Genomic DNA, 21,680 nt, shown 5'->3' on the forward strand with positions numbered 1-21,680 from the left:
TCCTGTGTTCGGGGGAAACGGTATCCCACGAAGGGCACGCCGCGCAGAACGGGAGCGGTCACGGTGCGGTCGATCATTCTTTGCTACGCGACAACTAGCGCACCAGCCTCCGGTGATAGAGTCCGCCCGTCCAAATCAGGGAGGTCAACCATGGCGTTGAGCGCCGAACAGGGTGATCGGCTCGCCCACCTGCTCACTCAGCACGCGGACCGGTTGACCAGCCGCTGGACCGAGATCGTCGCCGCTTCGCTGCGCGGTCGGCTGAGCCGGGCCGAACTGGCTCGCCAGGTACAGGAGCTGCACCGCGCGCTGATCGACGCCGGTCGGCAGGGCGTCGCCGACCTGGCCGACGAGCACGGCGGTGAGCTGCGCGCCGTGCTGTCCGAGCTGTCCACCAACCGGGCCCGGCAGGGGTTCTCCGCCACCGAGACCGCGATCAGCGTGTTCGCGCTCAAGGACACCCTGCTGGAGGTGCTGGAGGAGGAGAAGGGCGCCGACGCCCTGCGCGATTTCGTCGCCTTCTCCGCGCTCGTGGACCAGATGGGGCTGTTCACGTTCGAGACGTTCGTCCGGGCGCGGGAGAGCCTGATCGCCGACCAGGCGGAGCAGTTGCTGGAGCTGTCCACCCCGGTGGTCAAGCTCTGGGAGGGCGTGGTCGCCGTCCCGCTGGTCGGGACGCTGGACTCGGCCCGCGCCCAGGTGGTGATGGAGCGGCTGCTCCAGACGCTCGTCGACACCGGCTCGCCGTACGCGATCATCGACATCACCGGCGTGCCGGCGGTGGACACCCAGGTCGCCCAGCACATCCTCAAGACCGTGGTGGCCGCCCGGCTGATGGGCGCCGACTGCATCATCTCCGGCATCCGGCCGCAGATCGCCCAGACGATCGTCGCCCTCGGCATCGAGTTCGGCGACATCGCGACCAAGGCCAGCCTCGCCGACGCGCTGCGCCACGTGCTGCGCCTCACCGGGGTCGAGACCACCGCCCGCCGCTCGCGCCGGGAGTCCTGATGGAACGGGTGCCGATCCTCAAGATCGGCGACATCCTGCTCGTCTCCATCCAGCTCGACATGTCCGACCAGACGGCGATCCAGTTGCAGGAGGACCTGGCCGAGCGGATCGTCGCCACCGGCTGCCACGGTGTGATCATCGACATCACGGCGCTGGACATCGTCGACTCGTTCGTCGGCCGGATGCTCTCCACCATCGCGTCCATCTCCAAGGTGCTGGACGCCGAGACGGTGGTGGTCGGCATGCGCCCCGCCGTCGCCATCACCCTGGTCGAGCTGGGGCTGTCGCTCAACGGCATCCGTACCGCGCTGAACGTCGAGCGCGGCATGGAGCTGATCGCGGCCAGCCGTGCCGACGAGTGGGACGAGGCGGCCGACGACGAGGGCACCGAGACGACGGCGACGGCATGACCACGGGCGTCGACCTGGGTGTGCCGGCGACGCAGGCGATCCGCAGCGACGAGGACGTGGTGCGGGTCCGGCAGTTGGTGCGCAGCACCGCCGTCGCGGTCCGCCTCTCCCTGGTCGACCAGACGAAGCTCGTCACCGCCGCCAGCGAGCTGGCCCGCAACACGCTGATCTACGGCGGCGGGGGCAGCGCCGAGGTGAGCACCGTGGAAGACGGCCGTCGACGCGGCGTGCGGATCGTCTTCGCCGACGAGGGACCGGGCATCCCCGACCTCGACCTGGCGCTCACCGACGGCTACACCACCGGCGGCGGACTGGGTCTGGGACTCAGTGGCGCCCGCCGGCTCGTCGACGACTTCGACATCCGGACGGCTGTCGGCGAGGGAACGAGGATCACCATCACCAAGTGGTCGCGATGATCGCCGACGTGGTGCCCGACCACGGGATCTGGTTCCGGGTCGACACCGGAGCGACAGCCGGCAGCGTACGCCGGGCGGCCGAGCGTCTCGGCCGGCAGCTCGAACTGAGCGCGTCGCGCGTCGCGGACCTGGCCATCGTCACCGCGGAGATCACCAGCAACCTGGTCAAGCACGCCCGCGAGGGCACGGTCCTGATGCGTCCGGCACGCCGGGGCGGGTATGCCGGGGTGGAGCTGGTGGCGATCGACTCCGGCCCGGGCATGGCCGACCTCACGCTCTCCTCCGTCGACGGCCACTCCACCGCCGGCACGCTCGGCATCGGGCTCGGCGCGATCGCCCGGCAGTCGAGCCGGTTCGACGGCTACTCGTCGCCGGGGAAGGGCACGGTCCTGGTCGTCCAGGTCTGGGACGGCGCACCGCCGGAGCCGGACTGGGCGGCCGGGCTGGCCCGGCCGATCACCGGCGAGCAGAGCAGCGGCGACGGGTACGCGGTCCGGCTGGCCGCCGGCCGGCGGCAGGTGCTGGTCTCCGACGGGCTGGGCCATGGGCCGCTCGCCGCCGCCGCCACCGGTGCCGCGGTGTCCGCGTTCCGCTCGGCGCCGGACGGGCCGCCGGACGTGGTGGTGCGGCACCTGCACGCCGCCATGTCGCACACCCGGGGCGCGGCGCTCGCGGTCGCGGAACTGGACCCGGCCGCCGGGGTGCTCCGCTATGCCGGGCTGGGCAACATCGCCGCGATGATCGTCACGCCCGGCGAGCGGCGGCGCGGACTGGTCTCGCTGCCGGGCATCTCCGGGCACCAGCGTCCGGTGATCCGCGGATACGACTACCCCTTCTCGCGCGACGCCACCCTGGTCATGCACAGTGACGGGGTGGTGGATCGCTGGGACCTGGCCGACTATCCCGGGCTCGCCGCCGGCAACCCGCTGCTGGCCGCCGCGACCCTGCTGCGTGACGCCGGCATTCGTCGTGACGACGCCTGCGTCCTGGTGGCCCGGGGGGCGGCATGACCGAACCCCTCCTGCACCTCGCGCTCCGGGTGGAGCAGGACATCTTCCTGGTCCGGCAGCGCGGCCGGGAGGTGGCCGCAGCGGTCGGGCTGGAACACCAGGACCAGGTACGGATCGCCACCGCGCTCAGCGAGGTGGCCCGGGGACTGTTGCGCGGGGCCGACGGCGCGGACGTGACATTCGCCCTCGCCCGCGACGCCGTCGGCCGCCGGGTCCTCCAGGTGGACCTGTCGCCGGTGCGTCCGCTCCCCGATGGACGGTACGAGCCGCAGTCCGGCGCCGTCGCTCGTCTTGTGGATACGTTGCGGGTCGTGAACGTCGAGGGCGATACCGTCGTGAGGATGTCCCGACGAGTGCCCGACAACGGCGAGGAGCTGACGGCCAAGCGTGCCGCCGAACTCCGCGCGGAGCTGGCCGAGCGTGCGCCGGGTTCCGCCCTGGACGAGTTGGCCACCCAGAACACGCAGCTCATCGCCGCACTCGACGAGGTACGCAGCCAGCGCGACGAGCTGGCGGTGCTCAACTCCGAACTCCAGGAGACCAATCGGGGCGTGATGGCGCTCTACAACCAGCTCACCGAGGAGCTGGAGGAGACCAACCGCGGCGTGGTGGCGCTCTACGCCGAGCTGGACGAGAAGTCCGCCCAACTGCGGGCCGCCAGCGAGTCGAAGAGCCGGTTCCTGGCGAACGTCAGCCACGAGCTGCGCGCCCCGGTCACCGCGATCATCGGCCTGGCCCGGCTGCTCGCCGACTCCGCCTCCGATCCGCTCACCGGCGAACAGGCCCGCCAGGTGGGGCTGATCCGCTCCTCGGCGGACGACCTGCTGGGGCTGGTCAACGAGCTGCTCGACCTGGCCAAGGCGGAGTCGGGCCGGATCGAGCCGGACTGGGCCGACGTCGATCTGCGCGCGGTGTTCGGGCAGTTGCGCGGCACGCTGCGGGCGCTCACCGCGCGCCCCGAGGTGGAGCTGGTGGTCGAGGAACCGCCGGCCCCGGCCACGGTCCGCTCGGACGAGGTGCTGCTCGCCCAGGTGCTGCGTAACCTGCTGCACAACGGGCTGAAGTTCACCGAGCGCGGCGAGGTGCGCCTGCGCGCCGAGCGTCGCGGCGAGCAGTGGACGCTGTCGGTCACCGACACCGGCGTGGGCATCCCGCCGGAGCTGCACGAACGGGTCTTCGAGGAGTTCTACCAGGTGCCCGGCACGACCCGGGTCGGCGGCACCGGGCTCGGCCTGCCGTACGCGCGACGGCTGGTGAAGCTGCTCGGCGGGACGCTGGAGCTGGCCAGCGAATCCGGCCGGGGCAGCACGTTCACAGTGGTCCTCCCGTCGGGCGGAGCGTGACGGTGGACGGCGGGCCGGTGACCGTGCTTGTGGTCGACGACAGCGGCCCCAAGCGATACCTGCTGGTCAACTGGTTGACCCGGGCCGGCTTCGTCACGGTCGAGGCGGAGAACGGCACGGCGGCGCTGGAGCGGGTGGCCCGGGAGCACGTCGACCTCGTGGTGCTCGACGTGCGGCTGCCCGACATGAGCGGCTTCGAGGTGTGCGAGCGGATCAAGGAGGAGTTCCCGTACATCCCGGTCATCCACGTCTCCGCGCACGCGGTCGACGTGGTCGACCGGGCGCAGGGCCTCACCCGGGGCGCGGACGCCTACCTGGCCGAGCCGATCGAGCCGGAGGAGCTGGTCGCCACCGCCCACGCGGTGCTGCGCTACTACCAGGCCCGGCTGCGTGCCGAGCAGCTCGCCGAGCGGCTCGCGGCGCTCGCCGACGCCACAGTCGAGATGCACGCGACGCCGAACTTCGTCCGGCTGCTGGAGGCCGCCGCGAGCGGCGCGGCGCGGATCTTCAAGGCCCCGGCGGCGGTGGTCGCGGAGACGTTCGACGGGGACTGCCTGGCCGGGGTGGCGATCGACGCGCACACGCCGGCCACCATCGTGCCGTGGGTGGTGGACGACACCGGAGTGCCGATCGGCACCCGGGTACGGGTCGACGAACCGGCCGACTGGGCGCTGACCGACTGGCCGGACGGCGACACCGTGACGGTGGCCGCCTCCCGGCTGCGCGAGGACCGGGCCCCGCTCTACGTGGTGGTGCCGACCGCAACCCAGACCGTACGCACACCGGTGCTGGTGCAGCTCGCCCAGGCGGTCGCCTCGGCGGTGGAGGCGCAACGGTCCTTCGACGAGGAGCACCGGATCGCTGTGACGTTGCAGCGCAGCCTGCTGCCGCAGCGGCTGCCCGACGTGGTCGGCCTGGACCTGGCCGTCCGGTACGAGCCGGCGAGCGCGCAGACCGAGGTGGGCGGCGACTTCTACGAGCTGGTGATGCTCGACGGGCACCTGCTGGTGGCGATCGGTGACGTGGCCGGGCACTCGCTGCACGCCGCCACGGTGATGGCCGAGCTGCGGCACGCGGTGCGGGCGTACGCGGTCGAGGGGCACCAGCCGGGCGTCATCCTGGACCGGGTCAACGAGCTGATGCGCAACCTGCTGCCGACCGAGCTGGCCACCATCTGCGTCCTGCTGCTCCACCCGCCGACCGGGCTGATCCGGATGGCCAGCGCCGGGCACCTGCCGGCGCTGCTGAGCCGGGACGGGCGGGTCGAGTTCGTGACGCAGACCGCGCCGCTGCTCGGTGTGCGCGCGCCGCGCCCGCCGGATCTGGACTTCGTGCTGCCCACCGGGGCCACGCTCGTGCTCTACACCGACGGGCTGATCGAACGGCGGGACGCCACGATCGACGACGGCATGGCGGCGCTCGGCGTGGCCGCCGCCCGGGTGGACGACGACCTGGACGACTTCTGCCGCCGGCTGCTGGTCGAGCTGGCACCGCCGGAGATCCAGGACGACGTCGCGGTGGTGGCGGTCCGCCGCCGCTGACGCGCTCCCGGTCACGTACTGTAGCTGAACTGACTGTCACGCTGCGTCACCGCGACTGCGGGGCGAGCGAGTGGGCTTGCTGCCGGCTTTGCTCTGCAGCCATCGGTGCAGCAGGCGTCTGAGCAGGTGCTCCCTGTTGGTCATTGTCGACGGCGTCGCGTCGCCACCGTCACCGTCGGTGTGCGCTGCGTCAGTGGGTGCAGAGCAAAGTCGGCGCGAGGTGAGGCCCGCCGCTCCGCCGACTGTCACCGTTCGTGACTGCGAAGTGAGGGCGGGCAAGGCGACGGCCCGCGCTTCGCGGGGCGCCCGACCCGCGTCACTGTCTCAGGGACGCCAGCGAGCGGGCGTACGCCGCGGGCGAGACCCCGGCGACGGCGGTGAACTCGCGGACCAGGTGGGCCTGGTCGGCGTACCCCAGGTCGGCGGCGACCCGCGACCAGTCCAGCGGCCCGGCGGCGGCCTGTTCGATCGCCTCCTGGAGCCGGTAGCGGCGGATCACCCACTTCGGACCGACGCCGACGTGGTCGAGGAAGAGGCGCTGGAGCCGGCGGACGGAGACGCCCCGCCGCCGCGCGAAGTCGGTCACCCGCAGCACGGTCCGGTCGGCGCGGATCTCCTCGACCAGCGCGGTGGCCTCCGCGGCGAGCGGATCCGCGACCGGCGACCACGAGGTCAGCAGCTCGTCCAGCCTCGCGCAGCGCTCGTCGTCGGTCCCCGGGCAGATCGGCCCGTCGGTGATCGGTACGCGCCGGCCGGTCAGCTCGGCGACCGGACGCCGCCAGAACGGCCGGAAGCCGCCCGGGCTGAACTGGACGCCGGAGACCCGGCCGACGCCGTGCAGCGTGACGGCGAACAGGCCGGTGTCGACGCCCGCGATCTCACCGTGTTCGACCGCGCCGTCCTGCGCCTGGAACACCACGTTCACGGTCGGGTGCGGCACCACCCGTTGCTCGAACGGCTCGTCCAGGTCCCAGTCGATCAACCAGTAGTGCTCCACCCACCGACGCAACGCCGGGGCCGCCATCCGGCGCCGGAACCGGACCTGCCGGCGCAGCCGGCCCGGATCGAGGATGCCCCGGTTGTCACGCCGCGGTTCGTGTCGCATTTCTTCAAGACCACCCTCCTAGGCTGCCCCTATGAGCACGAAGACTAGTGAGCTGCTCGCCGTCGCGGCGCCGCGTACGGTCGATGTGGTTCGCGGCATCTCCGACGAGCAGCTCGGCCTGTCCACCCCGTGCCCCGACTACACGGTGCGCGACCTGCTCGGTCATCTGTTCGACGCGGTGGTCAACTTCCAGGCGCTGGCCCACCGGGAGGCGGTGGACTGGTCCGGCAGGACCGACCACCTGACCGAGGGCTGGCGCGACCGGTTCGCGGCCGAGGCGGCCCGGCTGATCGAGGCGTGGTCCGACCCGGCCGCGCTGGAAGGCGTTTCACCCGGCATGGGGCTACCCCAGGAGACGGTCGGGTCGATGGCCCTGATCGACCTCACGGTGCACGGGTGGGACCTGGCCCGGGCCACCGGCCAGGAGCTGACAGTGGACCCGGCCGTGGTGTCGGCGGGGCACGAGTTCATGGACCGCATGGGCGACACGGGGCAGAAGATGGGCGCGTTCGGCCCGCCGGTGCCCACCGAGGCCGCGCCGACCAGCATGGACGCGCTGCTCGGCCGGGCCGGGCGGAACCCGGCCTGGACCCGCTGACCCGAACGGCCCGCGTGGTCCCGCGCGGGCCGTTCGGCCGCGCCCGCCGGGCCGGGACGGCCGGCGTCCGGCCCGGCGGTCAGCGGCCGAGCAGGCCGGCGGAGCCCGCGACCACCAGCCCGATCACCGTCGAGCAGCAGCAGACGACAAGCGCGGCGGCGACCACCACGAGGACCAGCCAGGTCGGTCCCCGTCGCGCCACCGAGGGCTCCTCGTCGCTCATCCCTGATCCGGGACGCGCGACTGGTGGCCCTTCCTTCACGCGCGGCCGACGCGGTCGAGGATCCAGGCGTTGACGAACGCCTCCTCGCGCCAGGAGTCGTACCGGCCGCTCGGGCCGCCGTGGCCCGCGCCCATCTCGGTCTTGAGCAGGTAGTCGCCGGACGGCGCGAGCGCGCGCAGCCGGGCGATCCACTTGGTCGGCTCGTGGTAGAGCACGCGGGTGTCGTTGAGGCTGGTCACCGCCAGGATGGCCGGGTAGTCGGCGGCGGTCACGTTCTCGTACGGCGTGTACGACTTCATGTACGCGTACACCTCGGGGTCGTCGAGCGGGTTGCCCCACTCCTCCCACTCGGTGACCGTCAACGGCAGCGACGGGTCGAGGATCGAGGTGAGCGCGTCCACGAACGGCACCTGCGCGACGATCCCGGCGAACGCGTCCGGGGCGAGGTTCGCCACCGCGCCCATCAGCAGGCCGCCGGCCGACGCGCCCCGGGCGACCAGCCGGTCGCTCGTCGTCCAACCCGCCTTGACCAGGTGCCGGGCGCAGGCCACGAAGTCGGTGAACGTGTTCTTCTTGGCCAGCAGCTTGCCCTCGTCGTACCAGCGCCGGCCCAGCTCACCGCCGCCCCGGATGTGCGCCACCGCGAAGATCACGCCGCGGTCGAGCAGGCTCAGCCGGGCGATCGAGAACCACGGGTCCATGCTCGCCTCGTACGACCCGTAGCCGTAGATGACGGCGGGCGCCGAGCCGTCGCGCGGCGTGCCGCGGCGGCAGACCAGCGAGATCGGTACGCGGGTGCCGTCGTCGGCGAGCGCCCAGTCCCGATGCTGCTCGTAGTCGGCCGGGTCGTACGGCCGCCCGTCCGCCCCGGGCCGGACCGGCTTCTGCCGGCGCAGCGTCAGCTCCCGGGTGACCAGGTCGTAGTCGTAGACCGAGTCGGGGGTGACGAGCGAGGTGTAACGCAGCCGTACCTCGTCGGTCCGGTACTCCGGGTTCGCGTCCAGCCCGACGCTGTAGATCGGCTCGGGGAAGTCGATGTCCCAGCTGTCGTCGCTGCCCACCGGCAGCACCCGCAGCCCGGTCAGGCCGTTCGCACGCAGCGAGACCACGAGGTGGTTCTCGAACGCGTCGACCGCCTCCAGCCGGGTGCCGGGCGTGTGCGGGATCAGCGGCGTCCACTCGCCCGGCGCGTCGGCCGAGGTGTACGCGAGCGCGAAGTCCTCCGCGCCGTCGTTGTGCAGGATCAGGAAGCGGTGGCCGTGGTGCTCCACCGCGTACTCGATGCCCTGACGCCGCGGGGCCACGACGGCGGGCTCGCCGGTCGGGTTGGCCGCCGGGATCACCCGCACCTCGCTGGTGATCTTGCTGTGAATGTCGATCATCACGAAGCGCTCGGAGCGGGTCAGCTCGACGCCGACCCAGAACCGCTCGTCGTCCTCCTGGTAGACCACCACGTCCTCGGTCGACGAGGTGCCGACGGTGTGCCGCCAGACCCGGTTCGGCCGCCACGCCTCGTCCACCGTGACGTAGAACAGCGTCGAGGCGTCGCTCGACCACGCGGTGCCGTGGAACGTGTCCGGCACCTCGTCCGGCAGCGACTCGCCGGTGGTCAGGTCCTTGATCCGCAGCGTGAAGCGTTCGTCGCCGGAGAAGTCGGTGGAGTAGGCCAGCCAGCGGCCGTCCGGGCTGACGTCGAACGCGCCGAGGGAGAAGAAGTCGTGCCCCTCGGCGAGCTGGTTGCCGTCGAGCAGCACCTCTTCGCCGTCGAGCGGCGCGCCGTCCGCGCTGACCGGGGGCGTCTTCTCGTCCGGCCGGACCGCGCGCCGGCACTGCACGCCGTACTGCTGGCCCTCGACCGTGCGGGTGTAGTACCAGTAGCCGTCCTTGCGGGTGGGCACCGAGAGGTCGGTCTCCTGGGTGCGCCGGCGCGTCTCCTCGAACAGCTCCGCGCGCAGGTCGGCCAGGTGGGCGGTGCGCGCCTCGGTGTACGCGTTCTCCGCGTCCAGGTACGCGATCGTGTCCGGGTCGTCCTTGGTGGCGAGCCAGGCGTACTCGTCGAGGACTGTGTCACCGTGATGGACGCGCTCGGTCGGGACACGCTTGGCGACGGGCGGTGGGGTTTCGGTCACGGCGCCACGTTACCGGTCGGCGGGTGGCCGCCGGGGTCGCCCACTGCCCGAACCCCGCGACTCGCCGCCAGGTCGTTCGAACATGTGTACGATAACCGCCATGGCGGATGCGGCACGTTCCACCGACCGACTCGGAGCCCTCGACATCACCCGGAAGCTGGCCGCGATCTGCGGCGACCCGTTCGCCCGCTTCGCCGGCCCGGCCGACGAGGTGGCCGGCCGTACCGCCCGGTGGGTGGCTGTGCCGGGCGGCCCGCACGCCGCCGCGGAGGTGTTGCGGCTGGCCGCCGCGTACGACCTGACCGTGGTGCCCCGCGGCGCCGGCACGAAGATCGACTGGGGCGCCTCCCCGGCGCAGGTGGACATCATGCTCGACACCGGCCGCCTCGCCGGGGTCTGGCACGAGTCGCGCGACGCGGCGGTGGCCGAGATCGGCGCGGGTACGCCGTTGCGCGCGGTCCAGGCTACGCTCGCGCGCACCAACCAGCGGTTGCCGGTCGACGCGCCGTCACCGGGCGCGACGCTCGGCGGGGTGCTCGCCGCCGACGAGTCCGGCCCGCTGCGGCACCGGCACGGCAGCCCGTGCGCCCAGCTCGTCGGGGTGCGCTACCTCGACGCCGACGGCGAGCTGGTGAGCGTGGGCGAGTCCGGCACGGAGGCGCTCGGCCGGGCCGCTCCGGGCAGCGGCGGTGGCGGGGACGCGATCCTCGGTCGCGGCGAGGTGCCCGGGCTCGACGTGGCCCGGCTGCTCTGCGGCTCGCAGGGCGGGCTCGGCGTGCTGGTCTCGGCCACCATGCGGGTGCACGCCGTGCCGGCCGGCCGGCTCTGGGTGTCCCGTCCGGTCTGGACGCCGCTGGAGGTGCACGACCTGGTCCGGGCGGTGCTGGCCGCGGGCGTCGATCCGGCCGCCGTCGAACTGGACCTGCCGGTGCCGGTGCCGCTGCCCCGGCGTCGCATCCCGCCGACGCACCCGTCGGTGATCAACCGCCCCGACCATCCGGCCGTGACCGGCCGGCCCGCGGCGGGCAGCCTGGTGGTGCTGCTTGAGGGCGGCCCGGCCGACGTGACCGAGCGGGCCGAGCGGCTCACCGCCGTCCTCGGCGCCGAGGCGATGGTCAGCCACCACGCGCCGGAATGGTGGGGGCGGTACCCCTTCGCGCCGGGCGACACGGCGCTGCGTATCGAGGTGCCGATAAACGACCTGCACGCCGCCGTCTACGCGTTGCGCGACGCCACCGGCGGCCCGGTGCCGGTACGCGGCTCGGCCGGCTCGGGTGCCGTGCACGCCGCCCTGTCCGGTGCGCTGCCGCCCGATCGGGTCGCCTCGATCCTCACCGCGGTCCGCAGTGTGCTGATCGCCCGGCGGGGCCGGTGCGTGGTGGTGGCCGCGCCCGCAGCGGTACGCCGTGGCGTCGACCTCTGGGGCGAGCTGCCCGCGTTGCCGCGTCTGCGCAGCGCCAAGGCCCACCTGGATCCGCACCACCGCCTGGCTCCCGGCCGCCTCCCCGGCGGCCTCTGAGGAGGGAGCGGGCGAGCGCCGGCGCGGAGGCAGGGCAGGGCGGGAGGTTACGGGGTGTCGTTTCGGAGGACCAGGATGGCTATGTCGTCGCGCGGGGGTTCGGCCGAGAACGCGATGGTGGTGGCGCGCAGCCGGGCGGCCACCACGTCGGCCGAGTACCCGGCCAGCGGCGCCGCCGAGTCGAGCAGCCGCTCGATGCCGAACAGCTCGCGTCCGCGCCGCCGCTCGGTGACGCCGTCGGTGTAGAAGATCAGCGCGTCGCCGGGCTTGAGCGTCAGCTCGGCGGTCGGTGTGGCGATCGCGTCGACCAGGCCCAGCGCCGTACCGCCGGTGCCGACGAACGTCGCGCCGCCGCCTCCGTGCAGCAGCACCGGGCGGTCGTGGCCGGCCAGGTGCAGCGAGACGTCGAGCTGGTCGCCGTCGCCCGGCGCGACGGACGCGAGCGCCAGCGTGCAGTAGCGTCCGCCGCCGCGCTCGACCAGCGTCTCGTTGAGCCGGCCGAGCACCTCGGGCAGCGGCTTGCCGTCGCCGACGAGCACCCGGATCACGTCCCGGACCAGCCCGGTCACGGCTGCGGCCTGTACGCCCTTACCTGACACGTCGCCGACCACGACGAGCCAGCGGCCGTCCGGCAGCGGAAGCACGTCGTAGAAGTCGCCGCCGACCTCCGCGTCGTCGCCGGTCGGGACGTACTCGGCGGCGAAGCCGATGCCCTCGACCACCGGGAGCACCGGCGGCAGCAGCGACTGCTGGAGCGTCTGGGCCACCCGGCGGCGTTCGGCGTGGATGCGGGCGTTCTCGATGGCGAGGGCGGCGCGGCGGGCCACGTCCTCCAGCACCGAGACCTCGTCCGGGTCGTGCCGGTGTCGCTGGTGCCGGCCCACGGCGAGGGTGCCGAGCCGCTGGCCACGGGCGATCAGCGGTACGGCGAAGCCCTCCATCGGGCCGCCGAGCGGCACCTGGGCGGCGTTGCGGGACGCCTCACGCAGCCGCGACTGGATCGAGTCCGGGCCGGTCTCCTGGAGGATCCGGTGCAACTGCGGCAGCATCGCCTCGTCGGCGTGGCTCGACGCGGCGAGGCGCAGGCGGCCCCACTCGTCGGTGGTGTGCACCGCGCACCACTGGCCGAGCCGGGGCACCACGAGCTGCGGGACGAGCGCCATGGTCAGTTCGACGTCGAGCGACTGGGCGAGCAGTTCGCCGGCCTCGGCCAGGAACGTCAGCCAGGTGGAGCGGCGTACGTCGGCGCGGCGCAGCCTGTCGTTCTCCAGGTGCAGCGACAGCCGCTCGGCGGCCAGCACGGCGAGCGGCCGGGCGTACGCCGAGGGCGCCGCGTCCAGCTCCAGCTCACCGGAGTACGGCCGGTGCACGGCCAACGGCACGCGTAGCAGCTCGTTGTCCTCGCGCGGCGGCCGGCCGTACCTGGCGAACACCTGGGTGCCGAGTCCGTCGCCCCGGTCCAGCCGGACCGTGCCACCGGCGGCGCCCACCATCTCGGCGACCCGGGTCAGCAGCCCGGTGGCGAACTCGGGCAGCGGCTCGTCGGCGTACGCGTCGGGGGTGATCTGCATCAAGTCGCTCATGGCCGCGGCGCTCGGCGTACCGTCGCCGGTCCGCTCCGGTTCGACGACGCGCAGTGGGCCGGCCGACGGCCGGGCGGACCCGCCGGGGCCGGGCCGGTCCAGGCGGAACCAGACGCCCTTGCCGGTGGGCAGGTACGTGGTGCCCCACCGGCTGGCGAAGTGGTCGACGAGCAGCAGCCCGCGCCCTCGGGCGGCCACCTCGGTGATGTCGGACGTGGTGTTGCGCACACCGACGGTCAGCTCGTCGACCGGGCCGGAGGCGAAGTCGGTGACGGTCACGGTGAGGCTGTTGCGGTCGGCCTCGACTTCGATGTCCAGTTCGGTACGCGCGTGTTCGACGGCGTTCGTGGTCAGCTCGGTGGTGAGCAGCAGCGCCTCGTTCAGCAGTTCCGGCAGCCGGGCTTCGAGCAGCATGGTGCGCACCAGCGCGCGGGCCGCCGCCGGGGTGCGGCGGTCGGCGGGGAGGCGGACCCGGCGGACGCGCCCGCCCGCGCCGCCGCTGACCGGCCCTGCCTCCGCTGACACCTTCGTATCCTCCACCGCGCCCACCCCGGGTGCCAAGCGTCCCGGCGAACCCACCACCCGGGTTGATACCCGCATGACGCGCGAGCACCCGCGGTGACCTCGACGGATCGCGCGGCACAATGATGGGATGGCCCGTGTGACCGCACGAGCCCGAGCGGAGCGAGGAACGATGGCCACGGTGAATCAGTCGGTGACCGCTGACCCGTCCGCGTCCGACCACGAGGTGCTCCTCGGCGAACTGGTCGAGGCGTTGCGCCGGGTGGGGCGCGGCGATCTGCGGGTGCGCCTGCCCCGGCGGGCGGGTCTGCCCGGTGAGGTCGCCGACGCCTTCAACGACGTGGTGTCGTTGCAGGAGCGGCAGCACCTGGACCTGCGGCGGATCAGCCGGATCGTCGGCCGCGACGGCCGGCTCACCGAGCGACTGGACGACGAGGGCCTGGACGGCTCCTGGGCGGAGGGGCAGCGGGCGGTCAACTCGCTCATCGACGACCTGGGCCGGCCGACCACGGAGATCGCCCGGGTCATCGTGGCGGTGGCCGACGGCGACCTGTCCCAGCACATGGCGCTGGAGATAGACGGTCGCCCGCTGCGCGGTGAGTACCTGCGCATCGGCCGCACCGTGAACACGATGGTGGATCAGCTGTCGTCGTTCGCCGACGAGGTGACGCGGGTGGCCCGTGAGGTGGGCACCGAGGGCAAGCTGGGCGGCCAGGCCGACGTGCGCGGGGCGGCCGGCACCTGGAAGGACCTCACCGACTCGGTGAACACCATGGCGTCGAACCTCACCGGGCAGGTGCGGTCGATCTCCCAGATGGCGACCGCTGTGGCGAAGGGCGACCTGTCGCAGAAGATCACGGTCGGGGCGCGCGGCGAGGTGGCCGAGCTGGCCGACACGATGAACTCGCTCACCGACACGCTGCGGCTGTTCGCCGAGCAGGTGACCCGGGTGGCGCGCGAGGTGGGCACCGAGGGCAAGCTGGGCGGCCAGGCCGAGGTGCCGGGCGTGGCCGGCACCTGGAAGGACCTGACCGACAACGTCAACTCGATGGCGTCGAACCTGACCGCGCAGGTGCGGAACATCGCCCAGGTGTCGACCGCTGTGGCGAAGGGTGACCTGTCGCAGAAGATCACGGTGGCCGCGCAGGGCGAGATCCTGGAGCTGAAGGACACCGTCAATACGATGGTCGACCAGCTCTCCTCGTTTGCCGACGAGGTGACGCGGGTGGCGCGTGAGGTGGGCATCGAGGGCAAGCTGGGTGGTCAGGCGCAGGTGCGCGGTGTCTCCGGCACCTGGCGCGACCTCACCGAGAACGTGAACCAGCTCGCCGGCAACCTGACCAGCCAGGTCCGCAACATCTCCCAGGTCTCCACGGCTGTGGCCAAGGGCGACCTGGGCCAGAAGATCACCGTGGACGCGCAGGGCGAGATCCTGGAGCTGAAGAACACCGTCAACACGATGGTGGACCAGCTCTCCTCGTTCGCCGACGAGGTGACGCGGGTGGCGCGCGAGGTGGGCACCGAGGGCAAGCTGGGTGGTCAGGCCCAGGTGAAGGGCGTCTCGGGTACGTGGCGGGACCTGACCGACAACGTGAACTCGATGGCGTCGAACCTGACCAGCCAGGTCCGCAACATCGCCTCGGTCACCACGGCCGTCGCCAAGGGTGACCTGTCGCAGAAGATCACCGTGGATGCCCGGGGCGAGATCCTGGAGCTGAAGTCCACGGTCAACACGATGGTGGACCAGCTGTCGTCGTTCGCCGACGAGGTGACGCGCGTGGCCCGTGAGGTGGGCACCGAGGGCAAGCTGGGTGGTCAGGCGCAGGTGCGCGGCGTCGCCGGCACCTGGCGCGACCTGACCGACAACGTGAACTCGATGGCGTCGAACCTGACCGCGCAGGTGCGCAACATCGCCCAGGTGTCGACGGCGGTCGCCAAGGGTGACCTGTCGCAGAAGATCACCGTGGACGCCCGGGGCGAGATCCTGGAGCTGAAGTCCACGGTCAACACGATGGTGGACCAGCTGTCGTCGTTCGCCGACGAGGTGACGCGGGTGGCGCGCGAGGTGGGCACCGAGGGCAAGCTGGGTGGTCAGGCCCAGGTGAAGGGCGTGTCCGGTACGTGGCGGGACCTGACCGACAACGTGAACTCGATGGCGTCGAACCTGACCAGCCAGGTCCGCAACATCGCCTCCGTCACCACCGCCGTGGCGAACGGCGACCTGGGTCAGAAGATCACCGTGGACGCGCAGGGCGAGATCCTGGAGCTGAAGAACACCGTCAACACGATGGTGGACCAGCTCTCCTCGTTCGCCGACGAGGTGACGCGGGTGGCGCGCGAGGTGGGCACCGAGGGCAAGCTGGGTGGTCAGGCCCAGGTCAAGGGAGTCTCCGGTACGTGGCGCGACCTGACCGAGAACGTCAACCAGCTCGCCTCCACGCTCACCACGCAGTTGCGTGCCATCGCGCAGGTCTCCACGTCGGTGACCCGCGGCGACCTGACCCAGCGGATCAACGTGAAGGCGCAGGGCGAGGTCGCCGAGCTGAAGGACAACATCAACCAGATGATCGTCACCCTCCGGGAGACGACGAAGAAGAATGCCGAGCAGGGCTGGCTCGACTCGAACCTGGCCCGGATCGGCGGTCTGCTCCAGGGCCAGCGCGACCTGGGCGAGGTCTGCCGCATGATCATGCAGGAGGTGACCCCGCTGGTGGACGCGCAACTCGGCGCGTTCTTCCTGGCGGACAGCTCCGAGGGCAGCATGCGGCTGCGGCTCACCGCCTCCTACGGGTATGTGGCGCGCGGCCACGACGTCACGTTCGGCCCGGGTGAGGGACTGGTCGGGCAGGCCGCGCTGTCGCGCCGGACGATCCGGGTCAAGGCGCAGCCGGACGGGCGCCTCGTCGTGCGGTCCGGGCTGGCCGACACGCCCCCGGCCGACCTGGTGGTGCTGCCGGTCCAGTTCGAGGGCGAACTGCTCGGCGTGATCGAGTTCGCCGGTGTGGCCACCTTCTCCGAGCTGCACCTGGCGTTCCTGGAGCGGCTGGTGCTCACCATCGGTGTCGCGGTGAACACCATCCAGGCCAACCGGCGTACGGAGGAGCTGCTGGCGCAGTCGCAGCGGCTGGCGCACGAGATGCAGGACCAGTCGGCCGAGTTGCAGCGAACGAACGCCGAGCTTGAGGACAAGGCGAAGCTGCTGTCCGAGCAGAAGGCCAACATCGAGACGCAGAACCGGGAGATCGAGCTGGCCCGGCTCGGCCTGGAGGAGAAGGCGCAGCAGCTCACCCGCGCGTCCGCGTACAAGTCGGAGTTCCTGGCCAACATGAGCCACGAGCTGCGTACGCCGCTGAACTCGCTGCTCCTGCTGGCCCGGCTGCTCGCCGAAAACCCGGAGCGCAACCTCAGCGCGAAGCAGATCGAGTTCGCCCAAACCATCCACGGCGCCGGGTCGGACCTGCTGTCGCTGATCGACGACATCCTCGACCTGTCCAAGATCGAGGCGGGCCGGATGGACGTCGAGCCCACCGAGATCCAGTTCGCCGAGATCCGCGGTTACGTGGAGCAGGCGTTCGCGCCGCAGGCCGAGGAGAAGGGCCTGGACTTCCAGGTGCGGGTGAGCGGCGACCTGCCGCCCGCGCTGGTCACCGACGCCCAGCGGTTGCAGCAGATCCTGCGCAACCTGCTGTCCAACGCGGTGAAGTTCACCGACAACGGCGCGGTGACGCTGCGGATCGGCCCGGCGGCCGAGAACGCCGTCTTCGACGTGCCGGCGTTGACGAACGCGCAGCGGGTGATCGCGTTCACCGTCATCGACACCGGCATCGGGATCTCCGACGACAAGCTGTCGCTGATCTTCGAGGCGTTCCAGCAGGCGGACGGCACGACCAGCCGGCGCTACGGCGGCACCGGGCTCGGCCTGTCCATCAGCCGCGATCTGGCCCGCCTGCTCGGCGGCACGATCACCGTCTCGTCCGCGCCCGGTCAGGGTTCGACGTTCACCCTCTTCGTACCCGATGTGCTGGCGCCGGACGCGGTGGTGGCGCCGGCGCCGCCGTCACCGGGCCGCGCAGGCCTGCCGTCGTCGCTGCTCATGCCGATGGAGCTGCCGCAGCCGCAGGAGACGCCCACGACCCGGCGCCTGGACGGCGTGACCGTGCTGATCATCGACGACGACGTACGGAACGTGTTCGCGCTGACGTCCGCATTGGAACTGCACGGGATGACCGTGTTGTACTCGGACAACGGAGCGGACGGCGTCCGTCAGCTCGCCGAGCACCCGGAGGTCGACATCGTCCTGATGGACGCCATGATGCCGGACCAGGACGGGTACGAGACGACCGCGCAGATCCGCCGCAACCACCGGTTCGCGGACCTGCCGGTCGTGTTCCTGACCGCCAAGGCGATGCCCGGCGACCGGGAGTCGGCGCTCGGCGCCGGCGGCAGCGACTACATCACCAAGCCGGTGGACCTGGACGAGCTGATCGAACTGATGGCGTCCTGGATCGGCCGGAGCCGAGGCGAGGAGAACGCGTGACGCAGACGGCCAAGGCCCTGCTGGTGGACGACCGGCGGGAGAACCTGATGGCGCTGGAGGCGATCCTCCAGGGCCTTCCGGTGCAGTCGGTCGCGGTGGAGAGCGGCGAGGCGGCGCTCAAGCAGCTCTTGGTGGACGACTTCGCGGTGATCCTGCTTGACGCCCAGATGCCGGACATGGACGGGTTCGAGACCGCCACCCACATCAAGCGGCGTGAGCGCACCCGGCACGTACCGATCATCTTCCTGACCGCCGCGGACAGGGACGCGCAGCTCGCGCTGCGCGGCTACGCGGCCGGCGCGGTCGACTACCTGACCAAGCCGTTCGACCCGTGGGTGCTGCGCGCCAAGGTGACGGTCTTCGTCGACCTGTGGGTGAAGACGCGGCAGCTCGCCGCCCAGTCGGATCTGGTGCGGGAACGGGATCTCCAGTGGCGGCACCTGACCGACGCGGTGGACGAGGCGACGGCGCTGCTGCGTGCCGACGACGACCCGTCGACCCGGGAACGCGCGGTGGAGCTGCTGGAGCAGGCGCGCTGGGGCAACACCCGCTGACGGTTCAGCCGCCGGCCGGGCCGCCGTGCCCGGTCGCGGCCCGCCGGGCCCGCCAGCGGTCGCCGAGCGATTCCAGTTCCTCCTGTACGAAGAGGAAGAAGTCGCGCATCTCGGCGACCCGCTCACCGGCCGGTGTGTTTCGCCCGTGCAGCGCGTCGACCCCGCCGGCGGCGATGTCGATGAAGTTCTTGTAGATCGTGGTCTTGGTGATGGTCGCCTCGTACCACGGGTTGTCGGGCATCCGGTAGCGGTCGCTCCGGGAGCCCTTGACCGGCTCGCGGACCAGCATGGCGAACTGGGTCAGGTAGCGCACCGCGCCGCTCACCGCCGCCGCGCTGACGCCGAGCCGGCCGGCGATCTCGCCCGCGGTGAGCGGGTCGTCGGCGCTCATCACCGTGAACAGGACCCGGGCGGCCATCCGAGGGAAGCCCACGTCGGCGAAGGCCATCGCCATCCGCTCGACGAAGAGGTGGACCTCTTCCTCGTCGTGCTGGGGCGGCACGTTCATGGTCGGCTCCTCGACACTCACCCCGTGACCCTACAGTCTTCACAAGTTTGTGAAACAAGCGTAGCTTCTGAAGTATGGAAACGGCAATCGATGTGTCCGGCCTGGTGAAGACCTTCGGCCGCACCCGGGCCCTCGACGGGCTCGACCTGACCGTTCGCGCCGGAGAGGTGCACGGCTTCCTGGGCCCGAACGGCTCCGGCAAGTCGACCACCATCCGGGTGCTGCTCGGCCTGCTGCGGGCGGACGCGGGGGCCGTCCGACTGCTGGGCGGCGACCCGTGGCGGGACGCGGTGGCGCTGCACCGCCGCCTCGCGTACGTGCCCGGCGACGTCACGCTCTGGCCCCACCTCAGCGGCGGCGAGGTGATCGACCTGCTCGGCCGGCTGCGCGGCGGGCTCGACCCGAGACGCCGCGCCGAACTGCTGGAGTCGTTCGAGCTGGACCCGCGCAAGAAGGGCCGCACCTACTCCAAGGGCAACCGGCAGAAGGTCGGCCTGGTCGCCGCGCTCGCCTCCGACGTCGAACTGCTCATCCTCGACGAGCCGACCTCCGGGCTCGACCCGCTGATGGAGGAGGTCTTCCAGCACTGGGTCCGCCGGGCCCGGCAGGACGGGCGCACCGTGCTGCTGTCCAGCCACATCCTCGCCGAGGTGGAGGCGCTCTGCGACCGGGTGACGATCATCCGGGCCGGCCGGACCGTCGAGTCCGGCACGCTCGGCGACCTGCGCCACCTCCACCGCACCGCGATCGACGCCGAGGTCACCGCGCCGCTGGACGGCCTGGCCGACCTGCCGGGTGTGCACGACCTGCGGGTGGACGGGCAGCGGGTCCGCTTCGACGTGGACACCGCGTCGCTCGACGCCGCGCTGCGCCGGCTCACCGAGCTGGGCGTACGCAGCCTGGTCAGCACGCCGCCCACGCTGGAGGAACTGTTCCTGCGGCACTACGAGGCCGCGTCCCCCGCGTCGGCGCCCTCCTCCGGCGTGGCGCGTTCCGAGACGGCGGACCGGTCATGAGCACGCTCACCGGCACCCGTCACCTGGTCCGGCTGATCATGCGCCGGGACCGCCTCCTGCTGCCGCTGTGGGTGCTCGTGCTCGCGGTACTGCCGATCACGTACGCGGCCAGCTTCTTCGAACTGTTCCCCACCGCCGCCGAGCGGGCCGCGTACCTGGAGGGCACCGCCCGCAACCCGTCGATCGTCGCGCTGCTCGGCCCGGCGTACGGCGACAGCGTCGGCGCGCTCACCGCCCAGCGCAGCGGCTTCCTGCTGCTCATCGTCGCGCTGGCGAGCCTGCTCACGGTCATCCGGCACACCCGCACCGAGGAGGAAGCCGGGCGGCGGGAACTGCTCGGCGGCAGCGTGCTCGGACGGCACGCCGGGCTGACCGCCGCGTTGCTCGTCACGTACGCGGCTGCCCTGGCGCTCGGGCTGCTCACCGCGGCCGGGCTGGTCTCGACCGGGCTGCCGGTCGGCGGCTCGGTCGCGTACGGGCTGGCCACCGTGCTGACCGGCGTGGTCTTCGCGACGCTCGGCGGCCTGGCCGCCCAGCTCACCGAGACCGCGGGCGGAGCACGGGGCATCGGCCTCGCCGGTCTCGGCGCCGCGTTCGGGCTGCGCCTGGCCGGGGACACCGCCGGCAACGACTGGCCGAGCTGGCTGTCCCCGCTGGGCTGGGGCGCCCGAGTCCGGCCGTACGAGGGGGAGCGCTGGTGGGTGCTGCTGCTGCCGTTGGCCGCCACGGTGCTGCTCGCCGCGCTCGCGTACCCGATCTCGGTGCGCCGCGACCTGGGTGCGGGCGTGCTGCCGCCCAGGCTCGGCCGGGCGGCCGCGAGTGGCGCCCTGTCCGGTCCGTTCGGCCTGGCCTGGCGGTTGCACCGGGGGCAGATCCTCTGGTGGTCGGTCGGGTTCGGCCTGCTCGGGCTGATCCTCGGCGGCGCGGCCGAGGCGGCCGGCCGGTCCGTCGAGGGGAGTCCGCGGATGGAGGAGATCGTGGCCCGGCTCGGCGGGGCGTCCGGGATGGCCGACGCGTACCTGGGGGCCACGCTGAGCTTGGCCGGACTGGCGGCTGCCGGGTACGGCATCCAGGCCGCGCTGCGGATGCGCGCGGAGGAGTCCGCGGGGCACGCCGAGCCGGTGCTCGCCACCGAGACCCGGCGCTCGACCTGGCTTCTCTCCCACATGACGTTCGCTCTGCTCGGCCCGGTGGTGGTGCTCGTGGTGACCGGGCTGGCCACCGGTCTGACGTACGGCGCGAGCACTGGTGACGTGCCCCGCCAACTGGGCCGGATGCTCGCCGCCGGACTGGCCCAGGTGCCGGCGGCGTGGGTGCTGGCCGGGCTCGCCGTGCTGCTCTACGGCCTGCTGCCCCGGCTCGCGTCCGCCGCCTGGGTGGTGCTTGCGGTCTGCGTGCTGCTCGGCCAGCTCGGCGCCGTGCTCAAGCTGGACCAGTGGCTGCTGGACGCATCTCCGTTCACGCACACCCCCCAGGTGCTCCGCGACACCTGGACCCCCACCCCGCTCTACGTGCTGGCGGCCCTGGCCGTGACCCTGACCACAGCCGGCCTGCTCACCTTCCGCCGCCGCGACATCCCCGTCCTCTAAAGGCGTTGATCTTGCATTTGCGGCCCCAGCAGAAGGGGCGAATCACCCCGGCTGAGGGCCGCAAGT

Annotated in this window: 17 protein-coding genes; 12 read left to right on the top strand and 5 right to left on the bottom strand. The window is 72.3% G+C overall.

Features of this window, described 5'->3' with window-relative positions:
- The first annotated feature begins 150 nt into the window (after positions 1–150).
- The 6 genes from ACFYON_RS04175 to ACFYON_RS04200 are packed head-to-tail and all read left to right on the top strand — an operon-like array spanning position 151 to position 5,731.
- Positions 151–1,011, top strand: a complete 861-nt coding sequence (locus tag ACFYON_RS04175; RefSeq protein ID WP_357708675.1) for an STAS domain-containing protein — start codon at positions 151–153, stop codon at positions 1,009–1,011.
- The gene (locus tag ACFYON_RS04180) at positions 1,011–1,421 is read left to right on the top strand and encodes an STAS domain-containing protein (protein ID WP_357708678.1); all 411 of its coding nucleotides are present in this window, start codon (positions 1,011–1,013) and stop codon (positions 1,419–1,421) included. The genes ACFYON_RS04175 and ACFYON_RS04180 overlap by 1 nt, the downstream gene beginning before the upstream one ends.
- Positions 1,418–1,837 (top strand): ATP-binding protein, encoded by a 420-nt coding sequence (locus ACFYON_RS04185; RefSeq protein WP_357708681.1) that lies wholly within the window; start codon positions 1,418–1,420, stop codon positions 1,835–1,837. The genes ACFYON_RS04180 and ACFYON_RS04185 overlap by 4 nt, the downstream gene beginning before the upstream one ends.
- Positions 1,834–2,847, top strand: coding sequence for a SpoIIE family protein phosphatase (locus ACFYON_RS04190; protein WP_357708852.1), 1,014 nt, complete (start codon positions 1,834–1,836; stop codon positions 2,845–2,847). Before ACFYON_RS04185 ends, ACFYON_RS04190 begins: the two co-directional genes overlap by 4 nt.
- The gene (locus ACFYON_RS04195; RefSeq protein WP_357708684.1) at positions 2,844–4,190 is read left to right on the top strand and encodes a sensor histidine kinase; all 1,347 of its coding nucleotides are present in this window, start codon (positions 2,844–2,846) and stop codon (positions 4,188–4,190) included. Before ACFYON_RS04190 ends, ACFYON_RS04195 begins: the two co-directional genes overlap by 4 nt.
- 2 nt (positions 4,191–4,192) lie before the next feature.
- Positions 4,193–5,731, top strand: a complete 1,539-nt coding sequence (locus ACFYON_RS04200) for a SpoIIE family protein phosphatase (RefSeq protein WP_357708688.1) — start codon at positions 4,193–4,195, stop codon at positions 5,729–5,731.
- 316 nt (positions 5,732–6,047) lie between these two features.
- Here the strand turns inward: ACFYON_RS04200 and ACFYON_RS04205 are convergent, their stop codons facing one another.
- Positions 6,048–6,836 (bottom strand): AraC family transcriptional regulator, encoded by a 789-nt coding sequence (locus ACFYON_RS04205; RefSeq protein WP_354867687.1) that lies wholly within the window; start codon positions 6,834–6,836, stop codon positions 6,048–6,050.
- 31 nt (positions 6,837–6,867) lie between these two features.
- Here ACFYON_RS04205 and ACFYON_RS04210 point away from each other — a divergent pair, with 31 nt between their 5' ends.
- On the top strand, positions 6,868–7,434 hold the full coding sequence (locus ACFYON_RS04210; protein ID WP_354867689.1) for a TIGR03086 family metal-binding protein: 567 nt from the start codon (positions 6,868–6,870) through the stop codon (positions 7,432–7,434).
- Positions 7,435–7,513: 79 nt separating this feature from the next.
- Here ACFYON_RS04210 and ACFYON_RS04215 read toward each other — a convergent pair whose 3' ends face one another.
- Both ACFYON_RS04215 and ACFYON_RS04220 read right to left on the bottom strand, forming a co-directional pair.
- Entirely contained in the window at positions 7,514–7,657 is a 144-nt protein-coding gene (locus tag ACFYON_RS04215) for a hypothetical protein (protein WP_184681142.1), read from the bottom strand.
- 35 nt (positions 7,658–7,692) lie between these two features.
- A complete protein-coding gene (locus ACFYON_RS04220; RefSeq protein WP_387188855.1) occupies positions 7,693–9,786 on the bottom strand; it encodes a S9 family peptidase in 2,094 nt (697 codons plus the stop codon).
- A 100-nt stretch (positions 9,787–9,886) separates the two neighbouring features.
- On the opposite strand from ACFYON_RS04220, the gene ACFYON_RS04225 reads away from it, so the two are divergent.
- A complete protein-coding gene (locus ACFYON_RS04225; RefSeq protein WP_354867693.1) occupies positions 9,887–11,305 on the top strand; it encodes an FAD-binding oxidoreductase in 1,419 nt (472 codons plus the stop codon).
- A gap of 47 nt (positions 11,306–11,352) precedes the next feature.
- Here ACFYON_RS04225 and ACFYON_RS04230 read toward each other — a convergent pair whose 3' ends face one another.
- Positions 11,353–13,413 (bottom strand): SpoIIE family protein phosphatase, encoded by a 2,061-nt coding sequence (locus ACFYON_RS04230; protein WP_354867696.1) that lies wholly within the window; start codon positions 13,411–13,413, stop codon positions 11,353–11,355.
- A 169-nt stretch (positions 13,414–13,582) separates the two neighbouring features.
- On the opposite strand from ACFYON_RS04230, the gene ACFYON_RS04235 reads away from it, so the two are divergent.
- Together ACFYON_RS04235 and ACFYON_RS04240 are read left to right on the top strand one after the other, a co-directional pair.
- Positions 13,583–17,947 carry a HAMP domain-containing protein gene (locus ACFYON_RS04235; protein WP_387188854.1) on the top strand — a complete coding sequence of 1,455 codons (4,365 nt, stop codon included), beginning with the start codon at positions 13,583–13,585 and terminating at the stop codon, positions 17,945–17,947.
- Positions 17,944–18,501: a response regulator gene (locus ACFYON_RS04240; RefSeq protein WP_354867700.1), complete on the top strand. Its 558-nt coding sequence runs from the start codon at positions 17,944–17,946 to the stop codon at positions 18,499–18,501. The genes ACFYON_RS04235 and ACFYON_RS04240 overlap by 4 nt, the downstream gene beginning before the upstream one ends.
- Positions 18,502–18,505: 4 nt before the next feature.
- Here the strand turns inward: ACFYON_RS04240 and ACFYON_RS04245 are convergent, their stop codons facing one another.
- Positions 18,506–19,030 carry a GbsR/MarR family transcriptional regulator gene (locus ACFYON_RS04245; protein ID WP_262015609.1) on the bottom strand — a complete coding sequence of 175 codons (525 nt, stop codon included), beginning with the start codon at positions 19,028–19,030 and terminating at the stop codon, positions 18,506–18,508.
- 53 nt (positions 19,031–19,083) lie between these two features.
- On the opposite strand from ACFYON_RS04245, the gene ACFYON_RS04250 reads away from it, so the two are divergent.
- Together ACFYON_RS04250 and ACFYON_RS04255 are read left to right on the top strand one after the other, a co-directional pair.
- Positions 19,084–20,025, top strand: coding sequence for an ABC transporter ATP-binding protein (locus ACFYON_RS04250; RefSeq protein WP_354867702.1), 942 nt, complete (start codon positions 19,084–19,086; stop codon positions 20,023–20,025).
- Positions 20,022–21,614: an ABC transporter permease gene (locus ACFYON_RS04255; protein WP_354867704.1), complete on the top strand. Its 1,593-nt coding sequence runs from the start codon at positions 20,022–20,024 to the stop codon at positions 21,612–21,614. The genes ACFYON_RS04250 and ACFYON_RS04255 overlap by 4 nt, the downstream gene beginning before the upstream one ends.
- Positions 21,615–21,680 lie beyond the last annotated feature (66 nt).

The organism is Micromonospora sp. NPDC005686, assembly GCF_042871665.1.
Classification (GTDB): domain Bacteria; phylum Actinomycetota; class Actinomycetes; order Mycobacteriales; family Micromonosporaceae; genus Micromonospora.

Excerpts from the sequence above, each read along its gene's own strand:
- ACFYON_RS04175 (WP_357708675.1), top strand. The coding sequence starts at position 151 with ATGGCGTTGAGCGCCGAACAGGGTGATCGGCTCGCCCACCTGCTCACT.
- ACFYON_RS04180 (WP_357708678.1), top strand. The coding sequence starts at position 1,011 with ATGGAACGGGTGCCGATCCTCAAGATCGGCGACATCCTGCTCGTCTCC.
- ACFYON_RS04185 (WP_357708681.1), top strand. The coding sequence starts at position 1,418 with ATGACCACGGGCGTCGACCTGGGTGTGCCGGCGACGCAGGCGATCCGC.
- ACFYON_RS04190 (WP_357708852.1), top strand. The coding sequence starts at position 1,834 with ATGATCGCCGACGTGGTGCCCGACCACGGGATCTGGTTCCGGGTCGAC.
- ACFYON_RS04195 (WP_357708684.1), top strand. The coding sequence starts at position 2,844 with ATGACCGAACCCCTCCTGCACCTCGCGCTCCGGGTGGAGCAGGACATC.
- ACFYON_RS04205 (WP_354867687.1), bottom strand. The coding sequence starts at position 6,836 with ATGCGACACGAACCGCGGCGTGACAACCGGGGCATCCTCGATCCGGGC.
- ACFYON_RS04210 (WP_354867689.1), top strand. The coding sequence starts at position 6,868 with ATGAGCACGAAGACTAGTGAGCTGCTCGCCGTCGCGGCGCCGCGTACG.
- ACFYON_RS04215 (WP_184681142.1), bottom strand. The coding sequence starts at position 7,657 with ATGAGCGACGAGGAGCCCTCGGTGGCGCGACGGGGACCGACCTGGCTG.
- ACFYON_RS04225 (WP_354867693.1), top strand. The coding sequence starts at position 9,887 with ATGGCGGATGCGGCACGTTCCACCGACCGACTCGGAGCCCTCGACATC.
- ACFYON_RS04235 (WP_387188854.1), top strand. The coding sequence starts at position 13,583 with ATGGCCACGGTGAATCAGTCGGTGACCGCTGACCCGTCCGCGTCCGAC.
- ACFYON_RS04250 (WP_354867702.1), top strand. The coding sequence starts at position 19,084 with ATGGAAACGGCAATCGATGTGTCCGGCCTGGTGAAGACCTTCGGCCGC.
- ACFYON_RS04255 (WP_354867704.1), top strand. The coding sequence starts at position 20,022 with ATGAGCACGCTCACCGGCACCCGTCACCTGGTCCGGCTGATCATGCGC.